This window comes from Roseivirga sp. AWQ4_251 (assembly GCF_056158225.1).
Map to the genome: position 1 here is coordinate 243,760 of NZ_JBSWSW010000001.1, position 16,665 is coordinate 260,424.

Here is a 16,665-nt window from a genome sequence, read left to right on the forward strand (position 1 = left end):
ACGAATTTTTGTAAGATTCTGAAGAAAGGCTGTGTCTTTCTGAAAGGTCAAGATGAAGTAATTACTTCATAGCTTAACCTAACTTATCAATGGCGTTTTTCAGAATGGCACAGCACTCTATAAGTAAATGTACATGCCCATTTCTCATCTGATTCACTACCTCTAGTTTCTCGGGAACATAGGTTTGTGCAAACTTCAGATCATGCTCAGCAACTGAAGAAACGTTGTCGGCAATGTCAGCATATTTTATGCTTTGCGCCAAATAGCTCGCTTGGCCTAGCCTTTTTGCTTCAAGTTTGTTTCTTTCCGCCCTATTCAGTTCAGGATAATTCTCATGGGTGAACTCATCGGTTAGTTCTTGAACTACAGAGCAAATTAATTCGGCATCTTCTGGTGAATAATGGATTTCCTCCAAAAAGTTAAGGAGCTCATCCTGAGTGCAGTTCGTATCCTCCAAAAGATCGTGGCAAAGGGCTGGTTCTATGCCCGAAGGTTCATAGCGGGCCACTCGCTGGGCAACGGAAAAAACATGATTCCAATAAGGTTCGAAACTGTATTTTCGCTTTTGTTCCCCGTGCTTTTCTTTTACAAATTCAAGTAATCTATGCTGTTGCTCCGATAATATCATTTCTCCTGTGTTGGTGCTCTAGGTCAAAACCAATAGAACCCGTGATGGTTCACACATCCGTTCAATTGAATGTCGTGTGGTTCGGAATAGGGCATAAGGTCTAACGGAGGCGTAATAGCCAACCCTAGCTTGATGGTTTTAGTAGGAAGAATTTCAAAAAAGCGATCGTAAAAGCCACCACCATAACCAATTCGGTGGCCAGTTCTATCAAAACTGATCAACGGAACTAGAACCAAATCAATGTTTTCAATATCTAAAAGAGGCTCGCCTGTTGGTTCTAAAATGCCAAAGTTGCCTTTGGTTAAATCCTTAAGTGAATTAACGGCCACATGCTCCAAATGACCAGTAGATTTATTTACGCGAGGAAGAATAACCGTGTGCTGATTTGTTTCGACAAGCCATTCAAAAATGGGTAAAGTGTTTACTTCCTTTTGGCGAAGAATAGGCAAAAAAAGATGAATGTTTTTAAAGTCCTTTTCCTGAATATACTTTTTGGTTTGTTGACAAACCATTTCGCTTCTAAACGCATGCTCTTGGGCGGTGAGCGTTTTGCGTTTTTCAAGAAACATGGTTCGCAAAACCTGTTTATTCATGAGCGCTTATCAGATGGAATTGGAAGTCGAAGGGATCAAAAGATTGAAGGCAGTTTTGCACAAACTGAGGGTCGGAAAGATAGAAGTTCAAAAAGTTGTCCTTTCTTTCTTGGGGAGATCCGCCCGGAAAAAGCTTTTCCTTGATAGCCGAAATACGATCGACAAGAATCTGTTGATTCCTCTTTTCTGCTCTGAGCATCTTCTTCTCAATTTTGCGAATAGAGTTTTCAGCTCGTTTATTTTCTGCGCTCACCATTTGTTCCAAACTCGAATCAATGTTTTTGGCTTGCTGAATCACCGAGGTAAAAAGTGTGTTGAGTTCGTTCAGCGTGTTTTGCAGATTTAAGTCGTTTGTCGAATTAGCTTTCACTTTTTTCTTGATCAGTGCGTCTTCTGGTTCGAAGACTTCCTCGAAAGTGAGCTCGCACTTTTCAATTTTATCTAAAACTCGTGGAGTCAGTACGCCTGCGAAATTGCGAGGCATCAACATTGGAAAGGCCGTTTGAAAATGATCGAAAACACCTTTCAATTGTAGCCAATAAACCAGCTCTGACGGGCCGCCAACATAAGCCAAGTTGGGTAAAACCAATTCCTGATATAAAGGTCTTAAAACCACATTTGGACTGAATCTTTCAGGGTGGTTTTCAATCTCCTCTTTTAAACTTTCATCAGTAAATTGAATTTCAGTATCTAATACTTCGAATCCATTTTCTGTTTTTACGATGCGCGAACGCAGATTTTCTTTTAAATAGAAGAAGTTAATTTCTCTAGGAAATACCTGAGTTGCATAACCAGCTTTGTCTAGTTTTTCCGAAGTTTCATTTACTAAATCATTGGGTGTATGATGGAAGACATCATCCATCATTACGGGTTTTAAAACTTCTTTGAGTGATTTATCATCCGCATCAACAATTACCAAACCTTCTTCTCCAAAAAGGGCATTTACATAATGTCGTGCCGCTTCTGCTAAAGTCTTTTTCTTTAAATAAGCCTCTTGAAAAAATGCTGGAATGTTCAGGATTTCATCAAAAATGGGCTTTAAACTTTTGGGATTGAACCGGCCAACAGCACCTGTTTGATCGGTTTGCCAAGTGAATTTTTTCCCGTTGAATCTGAAATAACTGATTTCCTCGAAATCGTGATCTTCTGAAGCCATCCAGTAAACAGGTACAAAATTATATTCAGGGTAATTCTTTTTTAAGACTTTACAGGCATTAACTACCGTTACAATTTTGTAGATGAAGTATAATGGCCCTGTGAAAATATTAAGCTGATGCCCGGTAACAATGGTAAAGGTTTTGTCATCACGAAGCAGTTGAATATTGTTGGCTGTGGCTTCGGAAATATCAAAACCTTGATATTGATTTTGTAAACTCTCACTTAGAATTTGGCGAGTGTTGGTGTCGAAGTTTCTCTCAGCAATTTGCTGTTCGAAATTTTCAATTTTCGGAAGTCTATTATAGAAAGGTTCAAGCTTGGCTTCACCACCTATATAATCCAAAAAGGACTTTGAGAAGCTGTTCGTTTTATCAAATGGAATTTTGCCTAATAGTATTGATGAGAGTTGCTGAACAGCCATAGGGTATTAATTACAAAAGGTAGACAATGGTTCAAAGGTGATGGGATTTTTGAGGCAAAAATCACTTTTTCGAACTACAAGCATGTCGGGCAATGCAATTAAACACTCAGTCTCACACGGGCTCTCCATACAAATCAAACTCTGTGGCATCAGTAATTTTAATATTGGCAAAATCTCCAACCCTTAAATAGTGGTCTTTCGCGTTGATAATCACCTCGTTGTCTACTTCTGGAGAATCGTGTTCAGTTCGTCCAAAATAGCTTCCGCTTTCTTTTTTATCGATTAGGGTTTTGAAGACTTTCCCGATTTTATTCTGGTTGATTTCGTTCGAAATTTCTTCCTGTATCTGCATTACGTGATTAGCCCTTTCATGTTTCACCTCTTCAGGAACATCATCTTCAAAAGAGTAAGCATGAGTGTTTTCTTCATGAGAATAGGTGAAAATGCCAAGGCGGTCGAAACGGGTTTTCTCCACAAAATCCACCATATCTTCAAAGTCTGCTTCTGTTTCGCCAGGGTGGCCAGCAATCAATGTAGTACGAATAGCAATTTCAGGAACACGGTTTCTGATATCGGTGATCAGATTTTCGGTCTTTTCTCTTGTGGTTCCTCTTCTCATCAATTTCAACATTTTGGTGGAACCATGTTGTAGAGGAATATCGATGTAGTTACAGATGTTTTCGCGCTCAGCCATTACATCCAAAACGTCCATAGGGAAACCTGTTGGGTATGCGTAGTGAAGTCGAATCCAATCAATGCCTTCAACATCAGAAAGATGCTTCATCAACTCGGCTAGGTTTCTTTTTCTGTAAAGATCTAAGCCGTAATAAGTGGAATCTTGAGCGATGAGAAGCAATTCCTTAGTACCGTTTTTCGCCATGTTCTTCGCTTGAAGCACAAGTTCTTCAATTGGGCGAGATTTGTGTCCGCCACGCATCAAAGGAATAGCACAGAAAGAACACGGCCTATCGCAGCCTTCAGATATTTTTAGGTAAGCATAATGATTTGAAGTGGTGATGATGCGTTCTCCCACCAATTCGTGCTTGTAATCTGCCTTGAATTTTTTGAGAAGGGCTGGCAATTCCATGGTACCGAAAAAAGCATCTACCTGAGGAATTTCAGTTTCTAAATCGTCTTTATATCGCTGAGAAAGGCAGCCGGTAACATAGAGCTTATCAATTACACCATCTTCTTTTGCATCGGCATATCTCAGAATGGTGTCAATGGATTCTTGCTTGGCATTGTCAATAAAGCCGCAAGTATTTACGATGATGATATTGGAATCATCTTTGGCCGATTCATGAGTAGTATCGATACCGTTACCTCGTAATTGGGTTAGCATTACTTCAGAATCCACCAAGTTCTTGGAGCAACCTAGCGTAACAATGTTAACCTTATCCTTTTTCAGTCCCTTCGTTTTCATCTCAATGCAAATTGATCTGCAAAGGTAATGAATATTAAGGCCAAATAATTCATTCCACGAAGAAGTGCACCTAAGAAATGTGAAGATGGATTTGATAGAGAATTGAGTGAGTTGTCAAAATTTCTTCAACGACTTATTGAATTCAACCTCTTCTTTTTCGAAATGTAATGGGAACCACCTGATCGGTAGGCATACCAATTTGGTAAAGCTCCCATTCTGGATCGTACTTGGCTAAAATCTGCCTGATACAATCCACACGGTCATCACTTGGGTTTTCACAGTCGGCCCAGTGAAAAACTTCAACACGGTAGTTGTAAGATTTACGCTCCCCGTTGATTTTTACTTCTACCTCAATGTCCTGTTCGCCAGAAACTTGAGGGATTTGAATAGCAATGGCTCCCATAAGCTGTGCGTTTTTGTTACAAATGTTTTCTATTCAGTTTTGAATAGGCAATATGAGTGCCAGTGTGGTAACTGTTTGATTTTTAGGTGCTTGTTTTGTTGTTGTGTATTTTTTGACCGATTAAGAGCAGTAAAATGTTCGGTTACGTTCAGGTTTTTAAAAGTCTTATTCAAAGAATAAATGGACAAGATCTTTTTCTTCATCTCTGTAAATCACAGGTTCCAACTGAAAAACCTTTCTGATATTTTCCTTATTCAATACCTCCAGTTTAGGTCCGCTGGCTACTAATTTTCCATGCTGAATTAGGTGTACTTCATCACCAAACCTAGCGGCTAAGTTGAGATCGTGTACTACGCCAACTACCACCAAATCTTTGCTTTTCAGTAAGTCTTTCAGTTTGTGCATAAACTGAAATTGATATTGAACGTCCAAAAATGTCAAGGGTTCGTCAAGAAGAAGATATCGGCATTGATCAGGTTTGGAATACCAAATTTGGGTAAGCACGCGCGCAAAATGAACCCTTTGTCTTTCTCCACCGCTTAATGTGAGGTAGTTTCGATCGGCCATTTCTGTAATGTCAAAGAAATCCATAGCGGCTTCGCTAGCTATTTTGTCTTCTTTTCTGGCTGTGTCTTGAAAATGCGGATACCGTCCCATCATTACCACTTCCCAAACCTTCATAGGAAAGGCCAAGTCAATATTCTGGGAAAGAACGGCACGCATTTGAGCCATTTTTCTTTCCGTCAACTCCTGTGAATTGCTGCGATTATAGAAAACTTCGCCTTGATGGTTTTGCATCTGTCTACTGATTACCTTAATCAAGGTAGACTTCCCGGCACCATTAGGGCCAATAATCAAATTGAGTTTTCCGGGCTCAAACTTTAGCGAAATATTGTCTACAAGGACCTTTTCTCCCAGCTGGACGGTGATGTTCTTAGCTTCGAGCATGTTAAAAGAAGTATTGTTTTTTACGGAGCAAGGCGATGAAAACGGGAACGCCAACCAAAGAAGTAACAATGCCAATAGGCAATTCGGCAGGGGCTAGAAGTAAGCGAGAAGCTAAATCGGCAAGGCTGAGCAAAATGGCGCCTAAAAGTGCACTTCCCAATAAAAGAAAGCGGTTGTCAGAACCTTTCATCAGCCTTAATAAATGAGGAACAACTAAGCCGACAAAGCTTATTACCCCTACAAATGCAGTGGCTACGGCAACCAAAAGTACGTTTAATGCGATAATGGTAATCTGTAGTCTTTTAAGGTTGACGCCTAAGAAAACGGCTTCATCTTCACCCATCATAAGTGCGTTCAGTGGCTTAGCATAGCGCAATGAAATGAAGAGACAAATGGCTGTTATGCCTCCAATTATGCTGATAGAAATCCAGTTAGCGCCTGAAAGCGTTCCTAAATTCCAGAAAATGATACTTCTGGCTTGAGGATCTCGGGCCAAGTAGGAAAGAAAGCCAACCCCGCTTAAAAAGAGCGCATTAATGGCAATACCCGTAAGTAAAAGAGCAACAACAGAACTTTTTCCTGTAGAGCGATTCTGAGCCAACATAAAAACTAATACGGTAGAAAGTGTACCTCCAATACAAGCCGCAATGGGCAGTGTCCAAGGGCCAGCGTGAAATTCGAAAGTTGCACCTAGCACAAAGTATAGTGATGCTCCAAAAGCAGCTCCACTAGAAGTGCCAATTAGGCCGGGTTCTACTATAGGGTTACGGAAAAGAGCCTGCATTAATACACCGGCAATGGCCAAACTAGCGCCTACAAAAATACCAGCGAAAGCGCGAGGTAGCCTTATTTGCATAAAAATCCGCTCGGTTAAATCCATTTCTTCTCCTGAAAATGACTTAGCAAGACTGGATTGAACTTCAGCCCAAGAGATTGAGACCGCTCCAAGTTTCATGGAGAAGAAAAAGGTTACGACCATGAGTATAAGCATGGTCAGTAACCAAATTCTGTTTTTGTTATTGAACCTGTCCATCCTTATGGATTAGTTCTTGAAGATTCATTACGATTTCACCAGTTCTTGGTCCGAAATACACCATATCGTGTTCTTCAACTCGGAAAATGCGATTGTTGGCGGCCGCTTTGGTTGCAGCTACACCCGGCAAGGCTTTTACATCTTCCAAGCCGTTTAATCGGTCGTAACCAAAATCTGTAAGCAGAATTACATCTGGATTTGACTGGGCAATAATTTCAGCAGAAAGTTGCATCATGCCTCTTTCTCCGTCAATTGCCATTTCCCCGCCAGCCCATTCTATCAATCGGGCCGCATTGCTCAACTCTGTCATGGTTAGGTAAATATTGCTGGCTCTTCCATAGTGAATGATCACCACTTTTGGTTTTTCGTCATAATTGTTGGTTCTGCTTAAAGCCACTTCCATTTCACGATCGATTTTCGCGTTCAATGAATCGGCTTCCTTTTCATGGCCAAAGTATTTACCCATTTCAGTGATTAGGGCTTTAGTACTTGGAATGTCGTTGCCAGGATTCTCAAAAACCTTCATCGGGATTTTCAATTCTTCCATTTGTTGCATCACTTGCTCAGGTCCTACATTATTGTCGTGAATAATAATGGTGGGTTCTGTAGAAAGAATACCTTCTGTGCTGAGTGCTCTATGATAGCCAACTGTTGGTAATTCTTTGATTTGAGGAGGGTAAGTGCTCGAAAGGTCTACCGCTACCAAATTATCTTCAGCATTTAGAGCATAGATGATTTCGTTGTATTGCTTAGCGATGCAAACAATTCGTTCTTCGTTTGCTTGTTTTTCATCCTTGTTAGAAAAACGCCCACAACTGAAAAGCAAGAGTAAACTGGCTAAGGTTAAAAATGATTTTTTCATAGCGTAAAGGTTGAAAGAAGCTGGTATCGAAAGTGTCTTTGAAACGGTTTCAATACGACTTTTCAATACCAGCTTCAATTAGATTAGAATATGTACTTCAGTTGAAAGCCTCCAAAATAATTAGCTTTTTTAGGGGCTGGAATGTAAGCATCGGCCAATTGGTTGATGAAAACCATGTAGTAGTACTTCTCGCCAAAAATGTTGTTTACGCCAAAGTAAACATCAAGATTGACGTGGCTTGAAAGGTTATTTCTATAGCCAATTTTTGTGTTCCACAATCTGTAATCCGCAGACTGATTGTTTCCATCAGAAGTAATAGGCATAGCGTCTTTGTATTGGAAGTTTATGTTTCCATAAAGACCGATATGCGTATTAGCATCAATACCAACATTGGCCACTACTGGAGAAACACCTGCTACATCATTGCCATCGTATTCAGCGGTAACCGGAGATCCGTTGCTAAGAGATTGATAGCTGAAGTTTTTATAAGTGAAATCTGAGTAAGTCAGGTTTGCGAATGGCTTTACACTGCTGAAAAGGCCTGTGCTCGACTTATAAACTTCGTAGTTAACGGCTACTTCCAGTCCTTTATTTACTTGGCCACCACCATTAGCGATGTAAGTGTAGGCTGTAGTGTTGGCATCCAATGGTACTGCTACTGAAGTCATTTTATTTTTGAACTCAGTGCTGAACAATGCTACTTGATAGTTGAATTTGCTTTCTAGTAAAGAACCTTTAGTTCCTATTTCAAACTGATTACCTTCTTCTGGTTTCAATCCTGTGTTCAATTCGCCAGTGGCAGAAATTACAATATTTCCACTCACAGGAGCTTTGTATCCTTTGCTATATGATGCATAGGCAGAAAGTTGGTTGCTGAAAACTTTGTTGATAGCCAAGTGAGGAGAAACCATGTTTTTATAATCAATATGGTAATCCGCACCAGGTCTGTTATTAGTGTTGTCGTACGTTCTGTTTTCAAGATCAATGGCCATGGTGCTGAAACCTAAACCACCTGTAATAGAAAAGTCGCTAGGAAGAGACAATGTCCATTCTGTGAAATAAGAACCAGTACTTGTGGTAGCTGCCTGGTTACTTTTCATGTTGCCAATTACATTGTAGCCATTTGGATCTGCTGAATTTTCAGTCATGGAATAACCTAGAATAAAAGCATTTTGTCTCTGTGCTTCTAAACCTACAATTCCGCTAAGAGTAGAGCCATCCAAATCGAAGTTCATATCAATGGTAGATCTGAATCCATAGTTTGTTGGGCTTTTATCTGTCCAGCCACCTGCAGAGCTTGAATTGTTATCCATTCCAGAGCCAAATACAGTAGTTGTATTTTTCACATGGCTTGAGAATTTATAAGTGTGGCTTAAACCTGCTCTAAAGCTGATAATTTCTGAATGAGCATCATTCTTAATGTATCGCGCGTTTCCGCTAAAATCACCTGTTTCGAACTGATCGATAGTTAATTCACCAGCACGCTGATCGTAACTGTTGCTGTAGGCTACATACGCAGAGATTTTTTGCTTCTCGTTTGGTGTGAAGTCTCCCATAAAATTGAAGAAATTTTTGTCAAACTCGTTATGAGGCATGAAACCATCAGAGTGTTGACGACCATAATTCACCAAGACAGAAGATCTTTCTCCTCCGATTTGAACTTGCGTAGTATATCGGCTCAATCCATAGTTTCCAATAAGGGCACTTTGGCTGATTGAAGTTTGACCTGCTTCTGCTTTTTTGGTTTCAAGGTTCACAACGCCTGCAATCGCTAGTCCGTAAAGAGTACCGGCAGGGCCTTTAATCACTTCCACATTTCCGATAGAACCGAAGTCGATATCGTCCATTAAGGTGATTCCTTCCGCATCAGTTACAGGAATTCCATTCAAGTAAACTTTGTAGCCTTGGCCGTCAAAGTTGTTGCTAGCCCCTCTAAATCCAACTCCGCTTCCGTATCCACGAATGTTGAACTGCTGACCTGAAGAAACTGCTCTGCGTGTCATGTAAACACCAGGGACGTTGGCATTGATGGCATCATCTAAGAAAAGGCCAGTGCCTCTTGTCATTTCAGCTTCATTCAGTTTCGTAATAGCCGTTGGTAAGTATAAAAGCGAACGATTTGGGTTTGAAGTAGCCGTGATTTCTACTTCGTCTAGTACTAAATTGGTTGGGGTGAGAGCGATGGTTAATCCTTGTTCGCAACTTTCTAATTGTAAGATGTGGGTTTTATAGCCTACAAAAGAGACTGTAAGTGTGGTTGAGCCCAAACATGGGATAGAGAAATTTCCTTCGCTATCTGACGAAGTTCCTCCTAAACCTGCTATTCTAATATTTGCAGAAGCCAAAGGAGAATTTGTAGTGGCATCTACAACTTTTCCTGAAATTCGACCCGACTGAGCCAAAACAGAAAAGCCAATAAGAAGCCCTAAAAAGGTATAATATATCTTTTTCATTAAGAATTAAGTTTTGTGTAATCCAAATCATGGCTCATAGCGTCTCTTGCTCCACTTTTAGTTGGTGGAGGATTGCTAAGACAATGATCTTTCATTAAAATTTAGGGTGTGCCGAATAGCCCATGTTCAATGGAATGACAGGGTCGACACAGATAATAGTTTGGATTTTAAATGAAAAAGATGGTTTCTGGTGGAGGAGATTCTATGTCATAGTAGATCTCTGGAAGACTTAGTTGTGGGTTGTTGTTTTTCCAAAGAGACTGATGTTCGGCTAATAAGGCCGAAAACGCCAGTTTATTAAAGTTTTGCTTGTTGTAGAGTTTGCTGCTAGGTCGTTTTTTTGTCTGGCTGTTTCGCTTTTGTTTTTCGTGAGCTTTCGGAAACAGTTTTCGAGCTAGGCTCTCGGCTTCATCGTGTTTGGCTGTAACTCGGAAACCTGTTGGGGTTTCTTGTATGGAAGCAATGTCGAACATTTTTTCTTCCCAAAGGAATTCACGGCCTTTTTCAGTCCAATCTAAATCGTTGAATTCTTTATGAGTAAGGTTGAAAACGGCAAGGTCTTCGAATTCTCCTTTATTAATTCTTAAACGGAAAGAGGTACGGTGGAAGAGTGTCCAATAGGGAGCAAGCGAGCCCAACGAGGTTAGGACATAAAGCGGAAGAAGTAAGACAACAACCGATCTTTTAAACAAGTCTCTTCATTTAGTGGTCTCTATTATCCGCTATAAAATCGAGAGTATCAAATACAAATGTAGGAATGAGCACAAATGCTGTGAAGGACGGTTATTTCAATACGTACTCAATTCTCGTCCGAAAGAATGTTTTCACAGGTTTCCGCTTATTAAAAGAGGTTTTAGGTAAAAGTTGTGAAATGCATGATTTTCAAGAATGAAAACCTTACCTATCACTTCTTAAATAGAGAATCTACGAATTCAGATTTGTTGAAAACCTGAAGGTCTGTTACTTTTTCACCAACCCCGATGTACTTCACTGGAATTTTGAATTGGTCTGAAATCCCGATTACTACACCACCTTTAGCGGTTCCATCTAGTTTTGTTATGGCTAAAGCGCTTACTTCAGTAGCTTTTGTAAATTCAGTAGCTTGTACAAAAGCGTTTTGGCCTGTTGAACCGTCTAAAACCAACATGATTTCGTGAGGAGCGTCAGGGATTACTTTTTGCATTACCCTTTTGATTTTGCTCAACTCGTTCATTAGGTTCACTTTGGTGTGAAGTCTCCCTGCGGTATCTACAATTACCAAATCTGCGCCATCTTCAACGCCTTTTTTAACTGCATCGAAAGCAACAGCAGAAGGGTCGGTATTCATACCGTGAGCAACTACGGGAACACCAACGCGTTCTCCCCAAAGTTTAAGTTGGTCTACAGCGGCAGCGCGGAAGGTATCTGCTGCGCCAAGCACTACTGATTTGCCTTTGTTTTTGAATTGAGCGGCAAGCTTGCCGATTGTGGTAGTTTTGCCTACACCATTTACCCCAACAACCAAAATAACGTGAGGTTTGTGGGCAGAAGGTAAATTGAAGTCTGCTAAATCTTCTGTGTTGTTTTCAGAAAGAAGCTCAGCAATTTCTTCTCTTAAAATACGATCGAGTTCTGTGGTATTTAAATATTTGTCGCGGGCTACGCGCTCCTCGATACGTTCAATAATTTTGATGGTGGTTTCTACCCCAACATCAGAGGTGATCAATACTTCTTCCAGTTCATCAAGAACTTCATCGTCTACTTTTGATTTTCCGGCAACGACACGGCCAAGTTTGGAGAAAAAACCTTCTTTAGTTTTTTCTAATCCTTTATCGAGTGATTCTTTTTTTTCTTTCGAAAAGATTCCAAATAAGCCCATGGTGTTTCTGTGTAATGATCAACAAAAAAGTCCCTCTACGGGGACTTTAATATATTACTTTAAAAGCAAATTCTTATTTATCGGCAAGTACTGATTTTACCATATCTTCAGTTACGATTTCTTCTTTGAAGGTGTAAGCACCTGTTTTAGAAGATTTCACTGCTTTGATTACCTTGGCGTATTTTACACCACCTTGTTGTTTCAGGGTTGCAACTACTTTCTTAGCCATGATTACTTAATTTCTTTGTGAATAGTATATTTCTTCAAAATCGGGTTGTACTTCTTCAACTCCAATCTTTCGGTAGTATTCTTTCTGTTCTTAGTTGTGATGTATCTAGAAGTGCCAGGCATACCGGTAGCCTTGTGTTCGGTACACTCCATAATCACTTGAACTCTATTGCCTTTCTTAGCCATTTCTCTGTGCTTCTAAAATTCGGACTGCAAATATACGAATGCCTTTTTGATTTTAAAATGGTTGCCTGAAAAATTATTCAATTTAATTGATCTGTTTTTCAGTGGGTTGAAGCCTTCGTTGTTGCACAATAAAGTTAAGTGTTTTTCAGGTGGTTTGGTTCCTGTTGGCCCACTTCTGATTAAACTTTAATGTATATTTTTCTCTTGTCTAAAATGTAACCCAACACCCAACAGGTTAGCATTACCCAAAGGGCAAATAGAAACGAGCCCATATGATTGCCCGCCCAAGACATAAAAACGTTACGCGCGATCCATCCATAAGCCGAAGTATTGCCCACTGGAATTGAAAATAGGGTGATGACGAATATTTCAGAAAACAGATAGATGAAGAGCGGATTTTTGCCAAATACTTCGAAAAAGTAGGTCCAGTTTTTTTTACCTAGCATATCAATAATATATACCAAAGTGGAAAGAGCAACCAAATCGATGCCGACAGTGAGTAGAACGAAGGAGCTTGTCCATAGCTTTTTATTAAAGGGCAAGAAAATATCCCATGCAAAACCGATGAATATAAGTGCAAAACCTGCCATGAGCATTTTGGCGATGGTTTCGTAGTTCTGCCCATTCTTTTGAAGAAATACTCCCGCCATGAATCCAGCAATCACATTGACAATCGCGGGCAGAGTGCTTAATAATCCTTCAGGGTCGAAGGCGATACCTTCTCCATGATACATATGATCAGCGCCAATTAACCATAAGTCGAGTTGAGTAGCGGCATTCCCTTCGAGTGAAAGGTTTCCGAAGGCTAAAAGAATAGCATGGTAAAGTATTAGTGCTCCAATGCTAAAGACTAGTGCTCCTTTAGATTTGAAATAGTGGATAATTATAGAAGCGAAGAGGTAGCAAAGTGCAATTCTTTGAAGTACTCCGAAAATTCGCGTATTGCCTAGTGGCTTTAATTCGCCTCCTTCAAAAAATGGAAACCAATACATTAAAAAGCCAAGCAGAAAAATTATTGCGGCTCGCTTAAAAATTTTAATGAGAAAGGCAGAGTTGCCTAATTGCTCATATTTATGTAAGCTGAAGCTCATGGAATTGCCCACAACAAATAGAAAAGTAGGAAAAACTAAATCTGTTATAGTGAAGCCGTGCCAATTGGCATGTAGAAGCGGGGCGTAAGTGGTACTCCAACTTCCAGGAGAGTTCACGATAATCATTAAGGCTACATCTAAGCCACGGAAAACATCGAGAGAAAGGTAGCGAGTTTTTAAAGTTTGCATAAAAATCAACCTGCAGTAAAACAAAATATGGCTGACCTCTGCTGAAAAAGCGGCAGGCGGTCACAAGCCGATTTTGAATATACAAATTATTTGGGTTGACCCAGTTCTTCTGAAAAACAGAAAAGGAATTCATTGTTCAGTATAACCGAACAATGAATTCTTAATAGGGAAAGTAAGATTGTTATGTGCTTGATTTGGCTTGCAGCTTGAAATGTATTCCCAACCAAATGAACCAAACAATTTGAAGCAATCCGAAAATAGCTCCCAATTCGCTAAGGCCTGGAATCGCAGTTAGAATACCAGCTGATCCCACAACTAAACCGAGAATATTCAACCCTTTTCCCAATTGATTAGCTTTTAGAGCTGCCAGGCTTACCAGAAACACCCAAATTCCCCCTACAACTTCCACGCCTCCTCCAAGTCCATTTTGAAATGTTTCTATGGTAAGCCAAAGCTGGGCAGCTTGTTCTTGATTTTCGCTACTGATTTTTATGGCTGAATCTAAGCCTATGTTTGTCACCATTCCGCAAGCAATTACCAATACAGACCATATGTATCCGAAAATACTTGCGATTCCGGCCATTGGGCTTTGGTTTTCTTTTAAAAGGGAGAGCAGGGAATAGGTGAGTGAAACGAGAATAACACCGAATACGACATAGATAATTAGAATCCATGTTTGGTAGAGCTGTTTATTCTCTGTTAGAAAGCTGAGTCTTTCTATGGCTGAAAAAGCTCCTGCATTTTCGGGATTCAAAACCGAAACCAATAATACAAAGCCTATGATGTATATGAAGGATTGGCCAAAGGCAGCCCAAGCCCCCATTTTATAGATTTTTTGATTCATTGTTGTGTTGTTTGAGTGTGACTAAACCAACTCTTAAACCTTTTCTTCCAGTCTATTGAAAAATAGCTGCAAGCATACAAAAGAGAAAAGAGCGGTGATTGGAGAAAAAATGAAGTTTTCTACCCAAGAAGGAGAAAGCAAGTTTCCCAAAGTGTTGAATACGAAGTAAACCCCAATGATCAGAATGGACCATCTCAGCCAATTTCCTCTTCTTCTAAGGTATAATTCAGTAAGAAAAATGAACAATAGCAATACTGTAATTGCTAGGCTAACATGTCGGGGAACTTGCTTTTGAGAAGTTAACATTCCGCCAGCCATATGTTCAAAGGAGATGATTTTGAAGAGAACTAGAAGATGGAAAACAATGAAGAGCAACCAAAGCGCCTGTAAAAGGCGAACTTTGGTGTGCACATTGTGTGAGATGTGATTCTCAACCCCCATTTTTTAAAATTCTTCTTTTAAAAGCGTTTCTATGATTGCGGCTCTGGTATTTCCTGTGGCATCTTCCTGATTGCTTAAGGTAACAATTACGCCTTCAGATTCTGGAATAAAGCCGATCATGGTGGTAAAACCATCGATATCACCACCGTGCCAATAATAGAGCTTTCCGCTAATGTTGCTTTTAAACCAGCCCATTCCAAATAGCGTGGATTCTGCAGGAACCTCTCCTTGAAAGATCTCTGATTTTTCAGCTTCAGTAAGCCAATTATTCCCCATTACAGCTTCGCACCATTTCATCATATCTGAAGCGGTGCTTGTCCAGCTTCCTGCGCCTAGAGCAATTTCCATGGGATAGGCTGAAACATCTGTATTTCCGCTGTAGCCATGGGCATAACCTTCAGCACTGATTTCATCTTGGCCCATTTCGGTCTCGTTCAATCCAAGTGGAGTAAGTATATTTTGCTGAATGTAGGTTTCGTAACTGTCTTCCGTTAAGAGTTCTATCAAAAGGGCGGCAATTAAAAAGTTGGAATTGCTGTAAGAAAGGGATGAACCTGGCGTGAAATCTAAGCCATTCTCTTCTATTTCCTCTTTTATGACTTCGTAGATTTCCTCTGCGCTAAAATCCTGCCCATCTTTTGCTAAAGGCTCTATGCCTCCAACATAATCAGGGATTCCGCTTTGGTGCGTCAATAATTGGCGAATGCTGATTTGGTCACCATTCGGAAACTCATCATCGAAATCGCTGAGTTTCTGATCGAAACTTTCAATCAAGCCATCTCTTTTCAATTGAACCACGCCCATGGATGTAATGGTTTTGCTTACTGAAGCCAACCGAAACTTCGTATGAACGTCATTCATTTCCTCGGTTTCTAAATTCGCTTTACCAAAGCCTTTACTTAATACTTCCGAACCATTTTTGCTGATGATTACTGATCCTTGGTAATTAAGTGCTGTGAAGAATTCTTCGGCTGTAGTGTATTCTCCTGTTGGGTTAGATGGACTTGTGTCATCATCGCTACAGCTCCAAATAGAAGCTGCAGCGATTAGGGTAAGTGTATAAAATAAGTTTTTCATTTGTTGTTTTGAGTTTTGACGAACTGCTTTTTACTTTTTAGCCAGTGGGTTAGTTTTCCAAGGCTTTGAGATCATGATGTTGAATAGTAGAGATCGGTTGTAAACTTGTGATACGTTTGAAATATTCACCAAACCTACGTGATAACGCACATCAAATACTAAACGAAGATTTTTAACAGGTAGCTCGTATCCGCCTCCCATGTCAATTCCTGCGTCCCATCTTTTCAATTGATCAGCATCTTTACCAAAGTCGATTTTAGTTGTGGTTTTTTGAGTGGCTTCTGTGGCATCAATCGTTACTTTTCCCGACATCTGGTAAGCTAAAGTAGGGCCAGCGTTTACATAAAATCTGCCTAGGTGAACTCTACCTAACACAGGCATTTCAATCATATGAAGTCTGGTTTTGGTTTTTGCGTGCGTTATGGGGTTGTTCTCCTTAAACTGACTTCCTTTTTGCATGTAGTACAGTTCCGCAACTGCGGTGAAGTGTTTAGAAACTCCAGCTTGAAACGAAAAACCTGCCTGAATACCATTTAGGTTTTTTCGGTAGTCCTTCAGTTCATCATTTGCATCGCCATAGTTAAAGTGCGATGGAGAATAATTCAGTAGAATGTCGAAATAAGTGTTTTGTGCAAATGTGTTGAAACTGAATAAACAGAATGCGAGTACTAAAATTTTCTTTGTCTTTTTCATCGTTGTGTTTGTTTTTGAGTTAATGATGAGACAAAGATGGGGTATGGCTTAGCACCAAGCGTCCGCCATTATATTTGCGAACCTTTTAATGGAATTCCGTACTTTTTGAAATACTGATTAAGGGCGTTTCAATCGA

18 protein-coding genes are annotated in these 16,665 nt (G+C 40.1%); all 18 read right to left on the reverse strand.

What is annotated here, in order from left to right:
- Positions 1-73: 73 nt before the first annotated feature.
- Positions 74-628 (reverse strand): metal-dependent phosphohydrolase, encoded by a 555-nt coding sequence (locus ACXACJ_RS01220; RefSeq protein ID WP_475132435.1) that lies wholly within the window; start codon positions 626-628, stop codon positions 74-76.
- Positions 629-651: 23 nt separating this feature from the next.
- On the reverse strand, positions 652-1,221 hold the full coding sequence (locus ACXACJ_RS01225; RefSeq protein ID WP_475132436.1) for a 5-formyltetrahydrofolate cyclo-ligase: 570 nt from the start codon (positions 1,219-1,221) through the stop codon (positions 652-654).
- On the reverse strand, positions 1,214-2,800 hold the full coding sequence (gene bshC, locus ACXACJ_RS01230) for a bacillithiol biosynthesis cysteine-adding enzyme BshC (protein WP_475132437.1): 1,587 nt from the start codon (positions 2,798-2,800) through the stop codon (positions 1,214-1,216). Before bshC ends, ACXACJ_RS01225 begins: the two co-directional genes overlap by 8 nt.
- A 112-nt stretch (positions 2,801-2,912) precedes the next feature.
- Complete coding sequence (gene rimO / locus ACXACJ_RS01235) at positions 2,913-4,223, reverse strand: 30S ribosomal protein S12 methylthiotransferase RimO (RefSeq protein ID WP_475132438.1); 1,311 nt, start codon at positions 4,221-4,223, stop codon at positions 2,913-2,915.
- A gap of 142 nt (positions 4,224-4,365) precedes the next feature.
- Complete coding sequence (locus ACXACJ_RS01240; RefSeq protein ID WP_475132439.1) at positions 4,366-4,626, reverse strand: hypothetical protein; 261 nt, start codon at positions 4,624-4,626, stop codon at positions 4,366-4,368.
- A gap of 165 nt (positions 4,627-4,791) precedes the next feature.
- Positions 4,792-5,574: a heme ABC transporter ATP-binding protein gene (locus ACXACJ_RS01245; RefSeq protein WP_475132440.1), complete on the reverse strand. Its 783-nt coding sequence runs from the start codon at positions 5,572-5,574 to the stop codon at positions 4,792-4,794.
- Between the two features lies 1 nt (position 5,575).
- On the reverse strand, positions 5,576-6,607 hold the full coding sequence (locus ACXACJ_RS01250) for a FecCD family ABC transporter permease (RefSeq protein ID WP_475132441.1): 1,032 nt from the start codon (positions 6,605-6,607) through the stop codon (positions 5,576-5,578).
- Positions 6,591-7,469 (reverse strand): heme/hemin ABC transporter substrate-binding protein, encoded by an 879-nt coding sequence (locus ACXACJ_RS01255; protein WP_475132443.1) that lies wholly within the window; start codon positions 7,467-7,469, stop codon positions 6,591-6,593. Before ACXACJ_RS01255 ends, ACXACJ_RS01250 begins: the two co-directional genes overlap by 17 nt.
- Before the next feature lie 83 nt (positions 7,470-7,552).
- A complete protein-coding gene (locus ACXACJ_RS01260) occupies positions 7,553-9,922 on the reverse strand; it encodes a TonB-dependent receptor (RefSeq protein WP_475132444.1) in 2,370 nt (789 codons plus the stop codon).
- 167 nt (positions 9,923-10,089) lie between these two features.
- Positions 10,090-10,614, reverse strand: coding sequence for a hypothetical protein (locus ACXACJ_RS01265; RefSeq protein WP_475132445.1), 525 nt, complete (start codon positions 10,612-10,614; stop codon positions 10,090-10,092).
- A gap of 212 nt (positions 10,615-10,826) precedes the next feature.
- Positions 10,827-11,780, reverse strand: coding sequence for a signal recognition particle-docking protein FtsY (gene ftsY / locus ACXACJ_RS01270; RefSeq protein ID WP_475132446.1), 954 nt, complete (start codon positions 11,778-11,780; stop codon positions 10,827-10,829).
- Positions 11,781-11,853: 73 nt separating this feature from the next.
- A complete protein-coding gene (locus ACXACJ_RS01275; RefSeq protein ID WP_475132447.1) occupies positions 11,854-12,009 on the reverse strand; it encodes a DUF4295 domain-containing protein in 156 nt (51 codons plus the stop codon).
- A gap of 2 nt (positions 12,010-12,011) precedes the next feature.
- Positions 12,012-12,194: a 50S ribosomal protein L33 gene (gene rpmG / locus ACXACJ_RS01280; protein ID WP_475132448.1), complete on the reverse strand. Its 183-nt coding sequence runs from the start codon at positions 12,192-12,194 to the stop codon at positions 12,012-12,014.
- A gap of 179 nt (positions 12,195-12,373) precedes the next feature.
- Positions 12,374-13,474 (reverse strand): acyltransferase family protein, encoded by a 1,101-nt coding sequence (locus ACXACJ_RS01285; protein ID WP_475132449.1) that lies wholly within the window; start codon positions 13,472-13,474, stop codon positions 12,374-12,376.
- A 181-nt stretch (positions 13,475-13,655) separates the two neighbouring features.
- Entirely contained in the window at positions 13,656-14,318 is a 663-nt protein-coding gene (locus tag ACXACJ_RS01290) for a hypothetical protein (protein ID WP_475132450.1), read from the reverse strand.
- A gap of 33 nt (positions 14,319-14,351) precedes the next feature.
- Entirely contained in the window at positions 14,352-14,759 is a 408-nt protein-coding gene (locus tag ACXACJ_RS01295) for a hypothetical protein (RefSeq protein ID WP_475132451.1), read from the reverse strand.
- A 3-nt stretch (positions 14,760-14,762) separates the two neighbouring features.
- Positions 14,763-15,836: a serine hydrolase domain-containing protein gene (locus tag ACXACJ_RS01300; RefSeq protein ID WP_475132452.1), complete on the reverse strand. Its 1,074-nt coding sequence runs from the start codon at positions 15,834-15,836 to the stop codon at positions 14,763-14,765.
- A 30-nt stretch (positions 15,837-15,866) separates the two neighbouring features.
- Positions 15,867-16,529 carry a porin family protein gene (locus tag ACXACJ_RS01305; protein ID WP_475132453.1) on the reverse strand — a complete coding sequence of 221 codons (663 nt, stop codon included), beginning with the start codon at positions 16,527-16,529 and terminating at the stop codon, positions 15,867-15,869.
- Between the last annotated feature and the right edge of the window lie 136 nt (positions 16,530-16,665).